Raw genomic sequence first — 14,585 nt, 5'->3', positions numbered from 1 at the left:
ATGATTAAACGATATAGCATATACGTTACAGCGCTTTACGATATTTATATGATATATTAGGGCTTTGAAAAAATAAACCAAAACAGACCAATCAATGAAGAAATTTCTATTTTACAGTGTTTTATTTATTCCTTTTCTGGCAAATGCGCAGCAAGATCTTGCTAAATACGTAAAGCCAATTATCGGAACGCAAAAAATGGGGCATACCTATCCGGGAGCAGTCGTGCCTTTTGGTGCTGTGCAGTTAAGCCCGGAAACCGATACGCTTTCTTATGAACTAAATGGTAAATATAACGGTGACGTTTATAAATATTGCGCAGGTTATCGTTACGAAGACAAAACAATTGTTGGATTCAGTCATACGCATTTCAGTGGCTCAGGACATTCAGATCTCGGTGATTTTCTCATTATGCCAACACAGGGGAAACTGCAATTAAATCCAGGTGTTTCTTCTGACCCAAAAAGCGGATACCGCTCTGCATTTTCTCATCAGAATGAAGTGGCGGAAGCTGGTTACTACAAAGTGAAATTGGACGATGATCAGATCCTTGCAGAATTAACGGCTTCGAAAAGGGTAGGGATGCATCAGTATACTTTCCCTAAATCAGATCAATCGCATATTATTCTGGATTTAATGTCTGGAATTTATAATTACGAAGACAAAAACGTCTGGACTTATGTGCGGGTGGTTAATGATTCTTTAGTAACTGGCTATCGTCAGACCAATGGCTGGGCAAGAACAAGAACAGTCTATTTTGCAATGTCATTTTCTAAGCCTTTTGTCAAATACGGACAGAAAAGCTATGATCGTAAACAGGCTTACAAAGGGTTTTGGGGTAAATTCGATCAGACAAAAAAAACTCCCTGAGAGATTGCCGGGAAGCAGTTAAGAATGTATTTTGACTTCAAAACTGAGGATCAGGAAAAAGTGAAGATCAAATTTGCGCTTTCACCGGTAAGTCAGGAAAATGCATTGGAAAATATGCGTGCCGAAATACCGGGATGGGATTTTAACCAGGTCAAAGCACAGGCAAAAGCAGAGTGGAATAAAGAATTGAACAAAATCACTGTTAACACTTCTGAAGATGATAAAGTGAATTTTTATACAGCTATGTATCACGCTTTTATTAACCCAACGGTTTATACCGATGTAAACGGTCAATATAAGGGGTTGGATCAGGGAATACATGAAGCGAAAGGTTTTACCAATTACACGACTTTCTCGCTTTGGGATACTTATCGTGCATTACATCCTTTCTTCAACTTGATCCAGCCTTCACGGAATAATGATATGGTGAAATCTATGATGGCTCATTATGATCAGAGTTCATTGAAAATGTTGCCGATTTGGTCACATTATGCAAATGACAACTGGTGTATGAGCGGTTATCACAGCGTATCCGTGGTTACTGACGCAATTATCAAGGGCGTGTACAATGGTGATCCTGAAGCGGCACTTGCGGCTTGTATAGCGACATCTAATCACAGAGACTATGAAGGAATTGGAGATTATATCGATAAAGGCTTTATTCCGGCAGAAAAAAGTGGTGTTTCTATTTCAAATACCTTGGAATATGCTTATGATGACTGGTGTATCGCCCAACTGGCTAAAAAACTGAATAAACAAGATATTTACCAGGAATACATGAAACGTTCTGGAAACTGGGAGAATAATTTTGATCCTTCTACAGGATTTATGCGTGCTAAAATGGCTGATGGTACTTTTCAAAAGAAATTTGATGTAATGAGTACACATGGTCAGGGCTTTATTGAAGGTAATTCATGGAACTATAGTTTCTTTGTTCCTCAGAACCCAAAACTGCTGATTGAACGTATGGGAGGGAAGCAGAAATTTGCAAACAGGTTAGACACCTCTTATTTACGATGCACTTACCTGATGAATTTTTTGCCGATACAGAAGATATTACCAGAGAAGGAATTGTAGGAGGATATGTACACGGTAATGAGCCTGCACATCATGTGGCTTATTTATATAACTGGACTGATCAGCCATGGAAAACACAATCAAGAATCAGAATGATTTTAAAAATGCAATATAAGAATGCACCTGATGGTTTGGGTGGAAACGATGATTGCGGACAGATGAGTGCCTGGTACTTATTCTCTTCATTGGGTTTTTACCCGGTATCACCTGGTTCTGATGAATATTCATTGGGTAGCCCGGCTGTGAAATCAGCTGTCCTGAAATTGGAGAATGGGAAGACGTTTACTGTTGATGCAATTAATCAGAGTGATAAAAATGTGTATGTACAAAAGGTTTTATTAAATGGTAAAGCGATAACAACACATACGATTAAACATGCTGATATCACTGATGGAGGAAAATTGACATTTTATATGAGCAGTAAACCTGCAAAATAAGGTTTGTTAAAGGATTTGAACAGGGCAGGGGGTTGTATTATCCTGCCCTGTTTTAGTTTAAAGGCAATAAGTTTTGGGGGCGATATAAATTAATTAGGTTGAAAAACAGCATATTGACTATTTAAAGGCATTTTATTTTGATATGGATTTGCATCCTAATATTTAATTTCTACCTTTGCAGTCCTTCAAAAAAGGAATTGATTCCGTAGCTCAGCTGGTAGAGCATTACACTTTTAATGTAGTGGTCCTGGGTTCGAATCCCAGCGGGATCACGAAAAGCCTCACGGAAGATGTGAGGCTTTTTTTTATACATTTCACCCCTTTCTTTTACTTAGGTTGTTGTTGGGTTATGCAATGTATCATTCCGCCATTTGCATACAGGTTTCTTATATCTATCCTGACTACAGTTCTATCAGGATATAGACCTTGTATAATTTTGTTTGCTACCTCATCATTAGGATCATTATCCCATAACAAATCTCTATATCATCGTTATTATAATCCTTTGTTTGAATGCCAATATAAAACACCTTGTTTTTTTTAAAAAAGACTACCTCGTAATCTATATTTTTATTTTCTTCACGATAGCTACTAATAAAATTTTCGAAAACAATTATCTTTTCCTTCCTGGCTTTAGCAGTTTAGACATTAAACTGTTTTTTAAATGATTTAGAAAAAGATTGTAAATTATCAAAACCTACTGCATAAGAAATATTAGTAATCGGGTCACACGTGTAAATTAGTTTTTTATAAACATTTTCAAGCTTCAGTCTTTTTTTGAAATGCTCCTAATGATTCATTGAAAATATTTTTAAATACGCGTTGAACATTCCTATATGAATAATTAGATAATTGTTCTAATTTTTGAATTGAAATATCCTGATTGTAATTTTCTTCAATGTATTTGATTATATGCTGAATCTTTTCCAAACCCATATCAATAAAATATGCTCCTGATCAATGTTACGCTTAGAATATATTTATCAATTTAAACATTTCTTTTGCAAATGCTACCTTGTAATCTTTGCAAATGCTACCTTGTAATCTATATTGACAATTTAGCAATCTGCTTAAACAGGCAATTAAGATCGCAAAATGAAATTACCACCCTACAGCATTCTCCCGGATATCATTGGTGACAAAATCTCTTCTGGAGCGACTTAACTTCATTAAAATTGCAGATTTAGACGATGAGAGCATTGAATACGAACTAAGACAGAATGTATAAGTACAAACAAAAAAGAAGCTGTCTCAAAAGGACAGCTTCTTTTTACATTACGATTTTTATGAGTGATTTTTTATTTTATAAAGGATATAATACAGCAGTTGCCTGTTTATCTTTCGCTGATAAAACAGAAGCTCCGCTTCCGCATTGGCCACCATTCATTAACGATAGTGCATCAGTTCCGCCAACCCCTGGTACATCAGTTGAAGTAGATTGATTGGTATGTTTAAATGAGATAGTATGTCCAAATTCATGTGCAATAGTTCTTTGGCGTTGTGCAAAAAAAATTTTTTTGATCAGGTTCTGATTAATCCAAACCGTATTACCAGCTTTACCATTTGAGGTAGATAGATATGCTTGTCCACATGTACTGCTCCCAATAGTATTATCTACTTTTATCAAAATATCATAAGTACTGCCTGTGGTAAGGACGAATTTAATTTTAGAGTTAGGTACAGTATTCCACTGCTTAATTGCTGAATCAATTTCAGCAGCCATACTTGTTATAGAAGCGTCAACTTTAACGGTAATATTAGAACTATTGGTTACAAGATAACCATTATAATATTGCTCTGTTTTTGGCTTCCCGTTATCATCAGGAATTTGCATGTTTTTGTCAAAGACCATATCTCCATCAACGATATATTTATCTCCACTCTGGACTATTTGTGAGTCTGTAAAGCCAAGATTTTTGATGTAAGCAAGAACTTTGTCTGTTTTAATGTCTTGATTTGAAGGAGTTTCATTTTTCTTTGAACACGAGAGAATTAAAATCGAGAATGATGCAGCAAGTGAATGTTTTTAAATAAGTTTTTCATGGTTTAGGTTTTAGGCATATCGTAATGATTCTGTAATTTAACAATTACTGTATTAATATATCAAATAAAATACATTGTTTTATTTCAATAGAATCATCTTCGCAAGATTCCCAAGCTGTTTTAACTTAAAATTTATCTCCTCCGACCAGGGTAAGCCAATGCAGAGCCTCACACAATTTCCAAATTGATTTTGCAGGGTAAACATTCGTCCGGGTGCAATGCTGATCTGATGTTTAATGGCCAGATCATATAGCTTTTTAGTATCAATTCCTTTGCTGAATTCAATCCAGAGTGCAAGTCCGCCCTGAGGTCTGCTCGTCTTTGTCCCCTCCGGAAAATATTCGGCTATCGACTGGACATAATTTTGATAATTGCTCTGTAACGTCCGGCGAAGTTGACGCAAATGATTTTCATATTTACCCGTCTTCAGGAAATTAGCAACTGATTCCTGAATGATAGAAGCAGAAGATATAGAATGGATCAGCTTTAGCCGGAGTAACTTTTCTTTATATTTTCCCGGAGCAACCCAGCCGACACGATAGCCCGGTGCCAGGGTTTTGGAAACAGAACTGCACCATAAAACATTCCCTTCTTTATCAAATGATTTGCAGCATTTTGGACGTTGCGTACCAAAATACAGGTCGCCATATATATCGTCTTCAATTAAAGGAATTTTATGCATTGATAAAAGTGCGACTATTTCTTTTTTATTCTCATCAGGTATGCAACTTCCCAGAGGAGTATTGAAATTGGGCACCAGCAGGCAAAGATTGATTTTTGGAATAGCCTCCTTTAAGGCAGCGATCTCTAAGCCTGTAGTAGGATGTGTTGGTAGCTCCAGTATTTTAAATCCAAGGCTAATGGCTAGTTGTAACGTACCGGGATAACAAGGGCTTTCCATAGCTATAGTATCCCCGGGTTTTCCCAGAGCCATCAAACAAAGGGAGACTGCGTTCATGGCACCGTTGGTAGTAATCAGATCATTTTCATGTAAGTCTCCTCCCCAGGATAAGGAACGGATAGCGATCATTCTTCTCAATTTTAAATTGCCCTGTAATGGCTCATATGCTGTGCCACCTTCCCTAAGCTCGCGAGTTGCCTGAATGATCTCCTTTTTTTTTAGTTTTGCCAATGGGAGCAGATCCCCGGACGGAGCACTAATGGAAAAAAGGGTGAGGTCATTATTTCCCATATCTGCATACACTTTACTGATCAATTCATCAGGCTCGTTATCGTAAGCCAGCAATGATGGCTGGCTTACTTCAGGGAGTGGAAGTTTAAGATGTGATAGCCGGCTCACAAAATAACCTGATTGTGGTTTTGAATCGATTAGTGATTGTGCTTCCAATTCCAGAAACACTCTTTTTGCTGTATTCATGCTGATCAGATGTTCCTTACACAACATTCTTACGGAAGGCAATTTGTCTCCGGATTTCAAAACCCCGCCTGTAATCTGGCTGGCAATTCCATTTGCTATTATTTCATTATAAAGGAAGTCTTTATCCATATAACAAATATAACTGTGTCCATTGTAATATGCAAAACTGAGTCTGTGTTTGTTGGTGCACCTCATCTATTTTTGCCTCATAGAAATTAATCTTAATATCATGAGTAGTAAATCAATTCTTGACAAATCAAGAGAAAATAGTAGCAGCGGCTGGAAAAACGGGTTCATTGGTGTACTGATATTCAGCGGCTCATTACCAGCAACAAGAGCGGCTGTCCTGGATTTTAATCCGGTTTTTGTAACGGTTGCCCGTGCAACTATTGCGGGGTTTCTTGCCCTTTGTATTCTACTGATCTTTAAAGAAAAGCGGCCGGCGCGGAGACAGGTCTTTTCATTAGTCATTGTTTCAATAGGTGTTGTGATTGGGTTTCCGCTACTTTCGGCACTCGCCCTGCAGTATGTGACTTCAGCACATTCCGTTGTATTCCTTGGCATGCTGCCACTTACAACAGCAATATTCGGTGTAATGCGTGGGGGAGAGCGTCCAGGTCCGGTATTCTGGTTATTCTCGATTTCAGGAAGTTTGCTGGTTATAGGTTTTGCGGTTGCTCAAGGTCTTTCTGCATCACCTATTGGTGACATACTAATGTTGCTGGCAGTTATTTTGTGTGGGCTTGGCTACGCCGAAGGTGCAAAACTTTCAAAAACCCTGGGAGGGTGGCAAGTGATTTCCTGGGCATTAGTTTTGTCATTACCCTTTATTGCTCCCATCATGTTTTTCCTGCTTCCTTCGTCATTTACAGGAATTGGTACGGCTGCCTGGGTCGGCCTTGCCTATATTTCGATATTCAGTATGCTGATTGGATTTATATTCTGGTATCGCGGGTTAGCTCAGGGAGGGATTGCAGCAGTTGGGCAATTGCAGTTGTTACAGCCTTTTTTTGGATTAGCTTTAGCTGCTACTTTACTTCACGAAAAGGTGAGCATTGGTATGTTAGGAGTCACAATTGGGGTAATCCTTTGTGTTGCCGGCCGGCTCAAAGAAATTTGAGTAGTAGTACTAAAAATTTCAAAATAATTTGCGTAGTTAAATAACTACGTATATATTTGTAGTCAAATAGCTACATAATGAATTTAAGACGAGACGTATTTCAAGCCATAGCAGACCCGACAAGAAGGGCTATACTGTTGTTAGTTGCTTCGCAATCAATGACAGCAGGAGTGATAGCTTCAAATTTTGATACCTCAAGACCGACGGTTTCAAAACATCTGCAAATACTTACTGAGTGTGAATTACTTGAACAAGAGCAAAACGGCAGAGAAATGTACTATCACCTAAATCCCGAAAAAATGAAAGAAATAGCAGAATTTATTGAACCATTCCGCAAGATGTGGGATGATAGGTTTAATAAACTGGAAAGCATCATGAAAACATACAAATCAAAAACTATTGAATAATATGGAGATGAAAACAAAAATCAATGCAGAAGACGGCAAACAGGAATTAACAATAATAAGGGAATTTGATTTGCCGGTAGAATTACTTTTTAAGGCCTATACGGAGTCTGAAATTGTTGAGCAATGGATGGGAACGAAAGTATTGAAGCTTGAAAGTAAGAAGCATGGCGGCTGGAAGTTTGAAACATCAGATGCTCAGGGAAAAATTGTGTTTCAGGCCAATGGCGTAATCCATGAGTTTGTTCCGGACCAGAAAATCACACGAACATTTGAAATGGAGAATGCACCTTTTGAGGTACAACTTGAGTTCCTGGAATTTGAACGGCTTACTGACCAGACCAGCAAACTCAATATACATATCGTGTATAAATCTGTCACTCTCAGAGATCAAATGCTGAAAATAGGTTTTGCTCCGGGTTTAAATATGGCACATAACCGATTACAAGACATCGTAAGCAAATTAAAATAACACACTATGGCAAAGAGAATCAAAATTATCTATTGGATTTCTACGCTCTGGCTTGCATTGGGAATGCTATCAACCGGAGCGGTGCAGTTATTCCAATTGAAAACGGAAGGAAGTAGATTTTATGACATATTTGGGCTATCCTATCTATTTTATAACATTACTAGGCGTTTGGAAAGTTTTAGGAGTTGTGGCCGTACTTATTCCCAAATTTCCTTTACTAAAGGAATGGGCTTATGCAGGCTTTTTCTTTACCATGACGGGGGCAGTCTATTCACACATTGCAACAGGTGATTCCATGAACAAAATATTTCCTTCATTGTTATTGCTAATACTGACCGTGTTGTCCTGGTATTTCAGGCCTGCTGACAGGAGAATAATTTCAGTTGATTTTAATAAATATTAGTATGAATCCTAAGGTTGATTTTTATTTTAGTAAAACTAAAAAGTGGCAACAGGAACTGGAGCAATTGAGAATGCTCGTTCTTGATTGTGGGCTGACCGAAGAATTGAAGTGGGGTGTTCCCTGCTACACGTTTCAGCAAAATAATATAGTTTTAATACATGAGTTCAAAGAATATTGTGCGCTTTTGTTTTTCAAAGGGGCCTTATTAAATGATGCCAAAGGTATTCTGGTTCAGCAAACGAAAAATGTGCAGGCGGCGCGCCAGATCCGGTTCACCAATATCCGGGAAATAATTGAGATGCAGCCCAGCCTGGAGTCTTATATTTATGAAGCCATCGAAGTGGAAAAATTGGGATTGAAAGTGGATTATAAAAAAAAAAAAAATACAGAACTCGTATTTCCTGAAGAATTTCAAAGTAAATTAGATCAGATTCCTGCTTTGAAGGCTGCTTTTGAAGCATTGACACTAGGACGGCAAAGAGGATATGATCTCTATTTTTCAGCACCTAAGCAATCCAAAACCCGCGAGTCAAGAGTTGAAAAGTGTATGTTGCAAATCCTCAATGGGAAGGGATTAGATGATGAATAACCCGAATTCAAGGATAAAATAAAAGAACCCCTGCAAAATCATGTTTACAGGGGCTTTAAAAAATTAATATCCTTTAGTTGGTATCAGATTCGTATTGTTTCTCAACTCCCTGCTTGGAATCGGGAATAAAGTTCTCTTTCTGTCAAAACCGGCCCGTAAGAAAATTTATGGCCGACATAATTGTCAAATCCTTTAGTACTTACATTAAATGCTTTATGCAAACGCACCATGTCAAACCAGGTGACGTTCTCAAAACATAACTCATACCAACGCTCGCGCCACACAGCTTCTTGAAACTGGCTATTAGACAAACCGGTCAGATCTGGTAATTTTGCTCTTTTTCTGATGAGGTTAACGGCGTCATATGCCTTTGCGGCTGGCCCGCTAACTTCGTTTGAAGCCTCAGCATAGATTAGTAATACATCAGCATAGCGGATAAGAGACCAATTCAGATCGCTGTTTGCTGTGGTTGTATGAGCAACGACATCAAAAAGTTTATAAAGAAAATATCCTCCCAGTTCAACCTCCTGATTTCTGTTGTCCTGGTTTGTAAATTTGGTAAAAAAGAACTGACCTTCTTTTGCACGTAAATCTGCCGGGTCATATGATTTCACAAAGTCAGCTGTGTAGCATAAATACCCCCGGTTTCCGAAGAATATGCGGAGATATTTTTGTTATATGGGATAATCAATTCCTGCCAGTTAGCCGGGATGATCTGTGTTTTATACTGGATCATGAAAATGTTCTCATCCATATTTTTCTTTGCCGGATTATGCAGATCGGAATAACTGTCAAACAGTCTGAATTGTTTTGAATCAATAACTTCCTCTGCTTTCTTCGCTGCCAGTCCAAAATATTCAGCGCCTTTTTGCAGCGGGTAACCAGCCATAGTAAGATATACTTTTGCAAGCAATGATTTTACGGCTCCTAAGCTTGCTTTCCCAGTAGGATCAACCCATGGTAAGCCTGCTTCTTCCGCTGTTTTTAAATCTTCTACAATCAACTTGTAAACATCCTCTGGCGCTGCCTGTTTTGGTCTTAACTGTTCTGATTTCAGATCGACAGGTTCTGTAATTAAAGGGATGTTGCCGAACATTTGAACCAGGTTGAAATAGTACCAGGCCCGTAGAAACGGGCTTCTCCCAGCAGCCTTTTGGCTTCCACAGCATCCATAGCAATCGTTGGGATCTTCGCGATGGAAAGATTCGCATTGCCAATGCCTTTATAATAGTTTTGCCAGTAACTTAACCCATAGCCATTATCAGCAGTGTTTTGCAGATCCTTTATAAAATAACTATCGACTGCTTGTCCAAGGTCAGTAGCAGCCTGTCCGGTAGCAAATTCTGTCATTGTCCAGGCCCCGCCACCAAAGCCACTTGACATAGGGTCCCGCAGACTTGCGTAAACAGAATTTACAGAACTTCTGGCATGTTCGGGTTTCGTAAAATAATTTTCTACGGTAAAGTTACTTGGATCTGATTCATCCAGGAATTTTTTGCAGCCTGTAAAACATAATGTACCTGCGACTAGTGTAAGGAGCCCATATTTTTTTATGATTGTTTTCATCTGGTTATTTATTTTAACGGTGATAAATTAGGGTCTTATAATCCAACATTAATTCCAAGCATGAATACCCTTGGTTTCGGGTAGTCGTACAATGCGAGCCCCTGGTCGAATGGTGCTCCAGAGTTGGAAACTTCAGGATCATAGCCTTTGTATTTGGTGATTAAGAAAAAATTCTGAACAGATCCATATATCCTCAAACGATTTAGTTTTAGGGCGGAAACAGTTTTTGATGGAAAGGTATAAGCCAGTAACAAATTGCGTCCACGGATAAACGATCCGTCCGTTACCTTATGACTATCATTATTAGTCGTGTAATAGGAATTAATAGGGCGAATCTGTGCAATAGATGTATTCTGATTAGTTTCAGTCCAGGCATTCAGTACCGTTTTGTAACTGTTGGCAATCCCTTGTCTGTCTTCCGCCGAATGGATACTTCTGTCTAGTACATCATTACCATACATATACTGTAGATCCACTGTCAGTGACCATGCCTTATATTGAAATGTATTGAGCAGTGTACCATAACCATCAGGTATTCCTTTTCCAATAATTGTCCTCCTGTCTAAATCATTTATTTTACCGTCGTTATTTAAATCCTGATACTTGATGTCACCTGGCTGCATGTTATATTTCTTTGCTTCCGCAGCTTCATTGCTACCCCATGTTCCAAGGTTTACCCTTCCAAAGAAAGAACCCACAGGTTCGCCTACTCTGATTACCCCATTGCCAGAAAATATATCCCCACTGGCTAAGGCCAGCACTTTGTTCTTATTTACAGAGATATTAAATGTAGTATTCCAGCTGAAATTGTCTGTTTTGATGTTGGTAGAATTGATGCTGAATTCAACACCCTTGTTCTCCATGCTTCCCACATTGGAAAAGATACTGCCATATCCACTGCTATAAGGTAAAGGAGCATCCAGTAACATGCCATTTACTTTTCTGTGGTACAGATCAAGTTCGAAATTTAGCCTGTTGGCAAATAGACCCAGCTCCAGACCGAAATCCAGCTGTTTCGTTTTTTTTTCCATTGCAAAGTAGAATTTGACATACGGCTAATACCTATACCAATTTACGTTCTCCATTGAAAATTACGGTGTAATTGCCCATACCTGCAAGAGCCCTGTAAGCTGGAATTTCAGAATTACCAGTAGCTCCATAACTAGCCCGGACTTTCAAATTTGAAATAACAGGTACATTCTTCATAAAACCTTCTTCCATTACCTTCCATGCCAGTGCAGCGGATGGGAAGAAGGCGAATTGATTCTCACTTCCAAACTTTGAAGAACCGTCTGCACGACCTGTAAAGGTTACCAGGTACTTGTTCATTAAACCATAGTTGATACGGGCGAAATATGAATTCAACCCATATGCCTGTCCATTAGAGTAGGGGGCCTGAGGACTTGATCCTGCTCCAAGATTATTGTACTTAAAGTAGGGGTCACTGAAGCCCTGAGAACTTGCCTGACTTTCAAAGCGATCCATATGCTGCCACGATAGACCGGCCATAGCATTTATAGCATGTATTTTTGCAAATTGCTTGTTATAAGTAAGATAATTTTCGAATTGCCATGAATTAAACCTGGTGTTATTGATACTGGCATCTCCGTTGTCTGAAATGTATTGCATCCCTTTGGCAGCAAAATAATCCTCTCTCTGGTTAATTATATTTGTCCCGATTGTTGACTTGAATTCCATTCCGGGGGCTATATGAATGGTAGCATACATGTTTCCTAATAAGGTTTGGGTACGCAAATAAGATAGTCTGTCCGCAGCAACCCTTAAAGGGCTATCGCCGCCCTCCATTCCTGGATAATCCCTGTTACTGGCCCATGATCCATCGGCATATTTTACAGGGATAATAGGTAACGCTTCCAGAACCTGGCGCATCATCGTTATTCCGCTGCCATCAAGCTGATCAACCTGTTTTTCATTCTGATCGGTATAACCCATAGTACCGCCCACTTTTAGCCAGCTTTTTATCTGACTGTCAAATACAAAACGGCCTGAGAATCTTTTTTGCCATGAGCCTTTTGCAAGTCCTTCCTGGTTACGATAGTTTAAAGCACCGTAACTGCCTCTTTCATTACCATCTGTAATTCCCAGCTGGTGGTTTTGCGTAAATGCTTTTTGAAATGATTCATTCTGCCAGTCGGTATCGTATAAAGGGTTTCCTTGTGCATCGAATAATTTGGGATTAGTACGCTTTGTTTTTGGGTCAGTATATTTTGTGCCTGTGGCCCATCCGATGGGATCATATTTTTTAGCGTTTGCATAAGCCAGATCTTCCACGGCCAAAAACTCCTTTGAATTTAGTACTTCTAATTTTTTCGGGAGTACGCCTATACTGAAATCTGCATCATAGGTTACGCTTCCGCCACCTGAAGTCCCACGTTTCGTAGTCACCATAATTACACCATTGGCTCCACGTGCGCCATATATTGCCGTTGAAGAAGCATCTTTCAATACTTCGATTGAAGCAATATCATTTGGGTTTAAGTAATCAATAGGGGTACTGCCATTTCGCAAATCTACAGCATTCAATATAACCCCGTCGATTACATAATAAGGGGTTATTGGAAACACTTAATGAACTTACTCCGCGGATACGGATATTTGCCCTGCCACCAGGTCTGCCAGAATTTGAAGATACATTCACTCCGGATACACGACCTGATAAACTCTGATTTAAGGAAGATGCGGGACGTTCCTGCAACGCTTCGGCTTTTACCGTACCGACAGCTCCGGTTAAATCTGATTTTTTAGCTGTTCCATAACCTACCACCACGACTTCGTCTAAATTTTGAAGTTGTGGTGCCAGCTTAATCAACATGTTTCCTGAGGTGACTTTTGCCTCTTGAGTTGTATAGCCCACATAAGAAACAATCAAAATCGCATCATCATTCAGGCCCTTTAGGATAAAATTTCCATCGTTATCGGTGGTGGTTGTCTTTTCGGTATTTTTTATCTTAATGCTCACTCCGGGTATTCCAATGCCTTTCTCATCCAGAACCTTACCTCGTATATCAATGGAAAGGTTAGTTGAATAATTAAGGACTTCTTTTAGATCTTTTGCACTGAGCTGCATTGTTGTTGCCATACATAGAATCGCTGAAAGGCAAATGATTTTTTTTTGGCGTAAAGCCAGGCCAATAGGCTTCAAGATGAAAAACTTGGTCATATTTTTAGGATTAATTTGGTTAGGTAGCAGGTGCTATTGTTATAAAGTTATAGGAATGCCTATGACCATTACTAGCTCAGATTTGCTAATTATTAAGTGATCTTGTCGTAGTAGCCGATATTCACCAGCCCTGGCTTATTCAAAAACCAGAAGCTAAAGAAATGTTAATTAAATTATTATCGTTTAGCTATGGAAAAATAAAATAACTGAATATATTAGGGAAGCCATTAAGCTATTATAAATCAAAATTGCATAAGCCCAGAGAAATGAGAATACTCAAGTCTGCTAATTTAGCTGTATTATTAATGTTTTTTTCATGTTCAGCTGCGGTAGAAGTGAAAAAAATCTGGATCTGGAGACAGTTGATAAATATTTCGATGTTTCAATGTTTCAACATAATCATCAGAAGAAACTAGACAGAACCAATAAGATAATTACAACAGATCCAAAGACAGTAGACAAAAAGGAACTATTGAAACAGCTTGACGAAAGTATGTTTATGAAAGATACTTTATGTTTTTTCTATTCTGAGATTTACAAAAGACAGATTATAGATACAAAATCAAGTTTTATACGAAGAAAAAAAACGCCAATGCAGGTGTATTTGGATATACTTATGATACCGGTTCCTGGAACAAAAATGATAGTCTGGCCGTATTGAATGGAATTTATTTTCAGAAGCTTGATATGTTAGAAAGCAAAAGTGGTGAACTCATTTCACTCAAAGCGATGAACGAATCCAAATCAGACAGTAATTACTTGAAGTTAGTTGCTTACTTCAGAAAGAAATACGGAGCTCCTAAAGTTTTATTGGATAATAAAGCAAAACACCTGGAGATCCTGAATTGGGAAACAGTCCAGGATAAAGTTCAGCTCAGAACCAAAATGGATACGATTGAAAATGTTCTTTCTATAGCTCTTGATGGTACAAAAGAAATTAAAAAAGAGCTTGAGTACACTATTGATTATTTCAAAGTCAATAAAAAACACTTCGCAGAGCTTAAAGAAATAATGACCGGGAAATGGTTTTTGTCAGAAAATGATTAA

The 14,585-nt window shown here is 38.5% G+C and carries 17 protein-coding genes, 1 tRNA gene and 1 pseudogene; 9 read left to right on the top strand and 10 right to left on the bottom strand.

Going from position 1 to position 14,585, the window contains the following annotated elements; all coding sequences use genetic code 11:
* The first annotated feature begins 94 nt into the window (after positions 1 to 94).
* Together ACWYN3_RS10085 and ACWYN3_RS10080 are read left to right on the top strand one after the other, a co-directional pair.
* Positions 95 to 2,382 (top strand): annotated as a pseudogene (locus ACWYN3_RS10085) (GH92 family glycosyl hydrolase).
* 199 nt (positions 2,383 to 2,581) lie between these two features.
* Positions 2,582 to 2,654 (top strand) — tRNA-Lys (locus tag ACWYN3_RS10080).
* A 55-nt stretch (positions 2,655 to 2,709) separates the two neighbouring features.
* On the opposite strand, the gene ACWYN3_RS10075 is transcribed toward ACWYN3_RS10080, so the two are convergent.
* From ACWYN3_RS10075 to ACWYN3_RS10060, 4 genes are all read right to left on the bottom strand, one after another.
* On the bottom strand, positions 2,710 to 2,859 hold the full coding sequence (locus ACWYN3_RS10075; protein WP_456221035.1) for an agmatine deiminase family protein: 150 nt from the start codon (positions 2,857 to 2,859) through the stop codon (positions 2,710 to 2,712).
* 164 nt (positions 2,860 to 3,023) lie between these two features.
* Entirely contained in the window at positions 3,024 to 3,152 is a 129-nt protein-coding gene (locus tag ACWYN3_RS10070) for a hypothetical protein (RefSeq protein WP_456222949.1), read from the bottom strand.
* A gap of 533 nt (positions 3,153 to 3,685) precedes the next feature.
* A complete protein-coding gene (locus tag ACWYN3_RS10065; protein WP_456221034.1) occupies positions 3,686 to 4,234 on the bottom strand; it encodes a M57 family metalloprotease in 549 nt (182 codons plus the stop codon).
* Positions 4,235 to 4,504: 270 nt separating this feature from the next.
* Positions 4,505 to 5,932 carry an aminotransferase-like domain-containing protein gene (locus tag ACWYN3_RS10060; RefSeq protein ID WP_456221033.1) on the bottom strand — a complete coding sequence of 476 codons (1,428 nt, stop codon included), beginning with the start codon at positions 5,930 to 5,932 and terminating at the stop codon, positions 4,505 to 4,507.
* 100 nt (positions 5,933 to 6,032) lie between these two features.
* Here ACWYN3_RS10060 and ACWYN3_RS10055 point away from each other — a divergent pair, with 100 nt between their 5' ends.
* From ACWYN3_RS10055 to ACWYN3_RS10035, 5 genes are all read left to right on the top strand, one after another.
* A complete protein-coding gene (locus ACWYN3_RS10055) occupies positions 6,033 to 6,923 on the top strand; it encodes a DMT family transporter (protein WP_456221032.1) in 891 nt (296 codons plus the stop codon).
* Between the two features lie 77 nt (positions 6,924 to 7,000).
* Entirely contained in the window at positions 7,001 to 7,330 is a 330-nt protein-coding gene (locus tag ACWYN3_RS10050; protein ID WP_456221031.1) for an ArsR/SmtB family transcription factor, read from the top strand.
* Between the two features lie 7 nt (positions 7,331 to 7,337).
* Positions 7,338 to 7,799 carry an SRPBCC family protein gene (locus ACWYN3_RS10045; protein ID WP_456221030.1) on the top strand — a complete coding sequence of 154 codons (462 nt, stop codon included), beginning with the start codon at positions 7,338 to 7,340 and terminating at the stop codon, positions 7,797 to 7,799.
* A gap of 121 nt (positions 7,800 to 7,920) precedes the next feature.
* Positions 7,921 to 8,202 (top strand): DoxX family protein, encoded by a 282-nt coding sequence (locus ACWYN3_RS10040; protein ID WP_456221029.1) that lies wholly within the window; start codon positions 7,921 to 7,923, stop codon positions 8,200 to 8,202.
* A 1-nt stretch (position 8,203) separates the two neighbouring features.
* Entirely contained in the window at positions 8,204 to 8,791 is a 588-nt protein-coding gene (locus ACWYN3_RS10035) for a YdeI/OmpD-associated family protein (protein ID WP_456221028.1), read from the top strand.
* 101 nt (positions 8,792 to 8,892) lie between these two features.
* Here ACWYN3_RS10035 and ACWYN3_RS10030 read toward each other — a convergent pair whose 3' ends face one another.
* From ACWYN3_RS10030 to ACWYN3_RS10005, 6 genes are read right to left on the bottom strand one after another with little or no spacing between them, the layout of a single operon-like run.
* A complete protein-coding gene (locus ACWYN3_RS10030) occupies positions 8,893 to 9,405 on the bottom strand; it encodes a RagB/SusD family nutrient uptake outer membrane protein (protein ID WP_456221027.1) in 513 nt (170 codons plus the stop codon).
* The gene (locus tag ACWYN3_RS10025; RefSeq protein WP_456221026.1) at positions 9,402 to 9,887 is read right to left on the bottom strand and encodes a hypothetical protein; all 486 of its coding nucleotides are present in this window, start codon (positions 9,885 to 9,887) and stop codon (positions 9,402 to 9,404) included. The genes ACWYN3_RS10030 and ACWYN3_RS10025 overlap by 4 nt, the downstream gene beginning before the upstream one ends.
* Positions 9,866 to 10,357 carry a hypothetical protein gene (locus tag ACWYN3_RS10020; protein ID WP_456221025.1) on the bottom strand — a complete coding sequence of 164 codons (492 nt, stop codon included), beginning with the start codon at positions 10,355 to 10,357 and terminating at the stop codon, positions 9,866 to 9,868. Before ACWYN3_RS10020 ends, ACWYN3_RS10025 begins: the two co-directional genes overlap by 22 nt.
* A 35-nt stretch (positions 10,358 to 10,392) precedes the next feature.
* Positions 10,393 to 11,388, bottom strand: a complete 996-nt coding sequence (locus ACWYN3_RS10015) for a hypothetical protein (protein ID WP_456221024.1) — start codon at positions 11,386 to 11,388, stop codon at positions 10,393 to 10,395.
* Between the two features lie 31 nt (positions 11,389 to 11,419).
* Positions 11,420 to 12,901: a TonB-dependent receptor plug domain-containing protein gene (locus ACWYN3_RS10010; RefSeq protein ID WP_456221023.1), complete on the bottom strand. Its 1,482-nt coding sequence runs from the start codon at positions 12,899 to 12,901 to the stop codon at positions 11,420 to 11,422.
* Complete coding sequence (locus ACWYN3_RS10005) at positions 12,861 to 13,538, bottom strand: carboxypeptidase-like regulatory domain-containing protein (protein ID WP_456221022.1); 678 nt, start codon at positions 13,536 to 13,538, stop codon at positions 12,861 to 12,863. Before ACWYN3_RS10005 ends, ACWYN3_RS10010 begins: the two co-directional genes overlap by 41 nt.
* A 316-nt stretch (positions 13,539 to 13,854) precedes the next feature.
* Here ACWYN3_RS10005 and ACWYN3_RS10000 point away from each other — a divergent pair, with 316 nt between their 5' ends.
* Entirely contained in the window at positions 13,855 to 14,199 is a 345-nt protein-coding gene (locus ACWYN3_RS10000) for a hypothetical protein (protein ID WP_456221021.1), read from the top strand.
* 26 nt (positions 14,200 to 14,225) lie between these two features.
* Positions 14,226 to 14,585 carry a hypothetical protein gene (locus ACWYN3_RS09995; RefSeq protein ID WP_456221020.1) on the top strand — a complete coding sequence of 120 codons (360 nt, stop codon included), beginning with the start codon at positions 14,226 to 14,228 and terminating at the stop codon, positions 14,583 to 14,585.

This window comes from Pedobacter sp. NJ-S-72 (assembly GCF_053890575.1).
Note: the sequence above shows the minus strand (reverse complement) of the source record. Positions and strands in the feature narration are given on the sequence as shown.

Bases quoted from the DNA above. Each gene is read 5' to 3' on its own strand.
- ACWYN3_RS10065 (WP_456221034.1), bottom strand. From the start codon at position 4,234: ATGGTCTTTGACAAAAACATGCAAATTCCTGATGATAACGGGAAGCCA.
- ACWYN3_RS10060 (WP_456221033.1), bottom strand. From the start codon at position 5,932: ATGGATAAAGACTTCCTTTATAATGAAATAATAGCAAATGGAATTGCC.
- ACWYN3_RS10055 (WP_456221032.1), top strand. From the start codon at position 6,033: ATGAGTAGTAAATCAATTCTTGACAAATCAAGAGAAAATAGTAGCAGC.
- ACWYN3_RS10050 (WP_456221031.1), top strand. From the start codon at position 7,001: ATGAATTTAAGACGAGACGTATTTCAAGCCATAGCAGACCCGACAAGA.
- ACWYN3_RS10045 (WP_456221030.1), top strand. From the start codon at position 7,338: ATGAAAACAAAAATCAATGCAGAAGACGGCAAACAGGAATTAACAATA.
- ACWYN3_RS10040 (WP_456221029.1), top strand. From the start codon at position 7,921: ATGACATATTTGGGCTATCCTATCTATTTTATAACATTACTAGGCGTT.
- ACWYN3_RS10035 (WP_456221028.1), top strand. From the start codon at position 8,204: ATGAATCCTAAGGTTGATTTTTATTTTAGTAAAACTAAAAAGTGGCAA.
- ACWYN3_RS10025 (WP_456221026.1), bottom strand. From the start codon at position 9,887: ATGTTCGGCAACATCCCTTTAATTACAGAACCTGTCGATCTGAAATCA.
- ACWYN3_RS10020 (WP_456221025.1), bottom strand. From the start codon at position 10,357: ATGAAAACAATCATAAAAAAATATGGGCTCCTTACACTAGTCGCAGGT.
- ACWYN3_RS10015 (WP_456221024.1), bottom strand. From the start codon at position 11,388: ATGGAAAAAAAAACGAAACAGCTGGATTTCGGTCTGGAGCTGGGTCTA.
- ACWYN3_RS10005 (WP_456221022.1), bottom strand. From the start codon at position 13,538: ATGACCAAGTTTTTCATCTTGAAGCCTATTGGCCTGGCTTTACGCCAA.
- ACWYN3_RS10000 (WP_456221021.1), top strand. From the start codon at position 13,855: ATGTTCAGCTGCGGTAGAAGTGAAAAAAATCTGGATCTGGAGACAGTT.
- ACWYN3_RS09995 (WP_456221020.1), top strand. From the start codon at position 14,226: ATGTTAGAAAGCAAAAGTGGTGAACTCATTTCACTCAAAGCGATGAAC.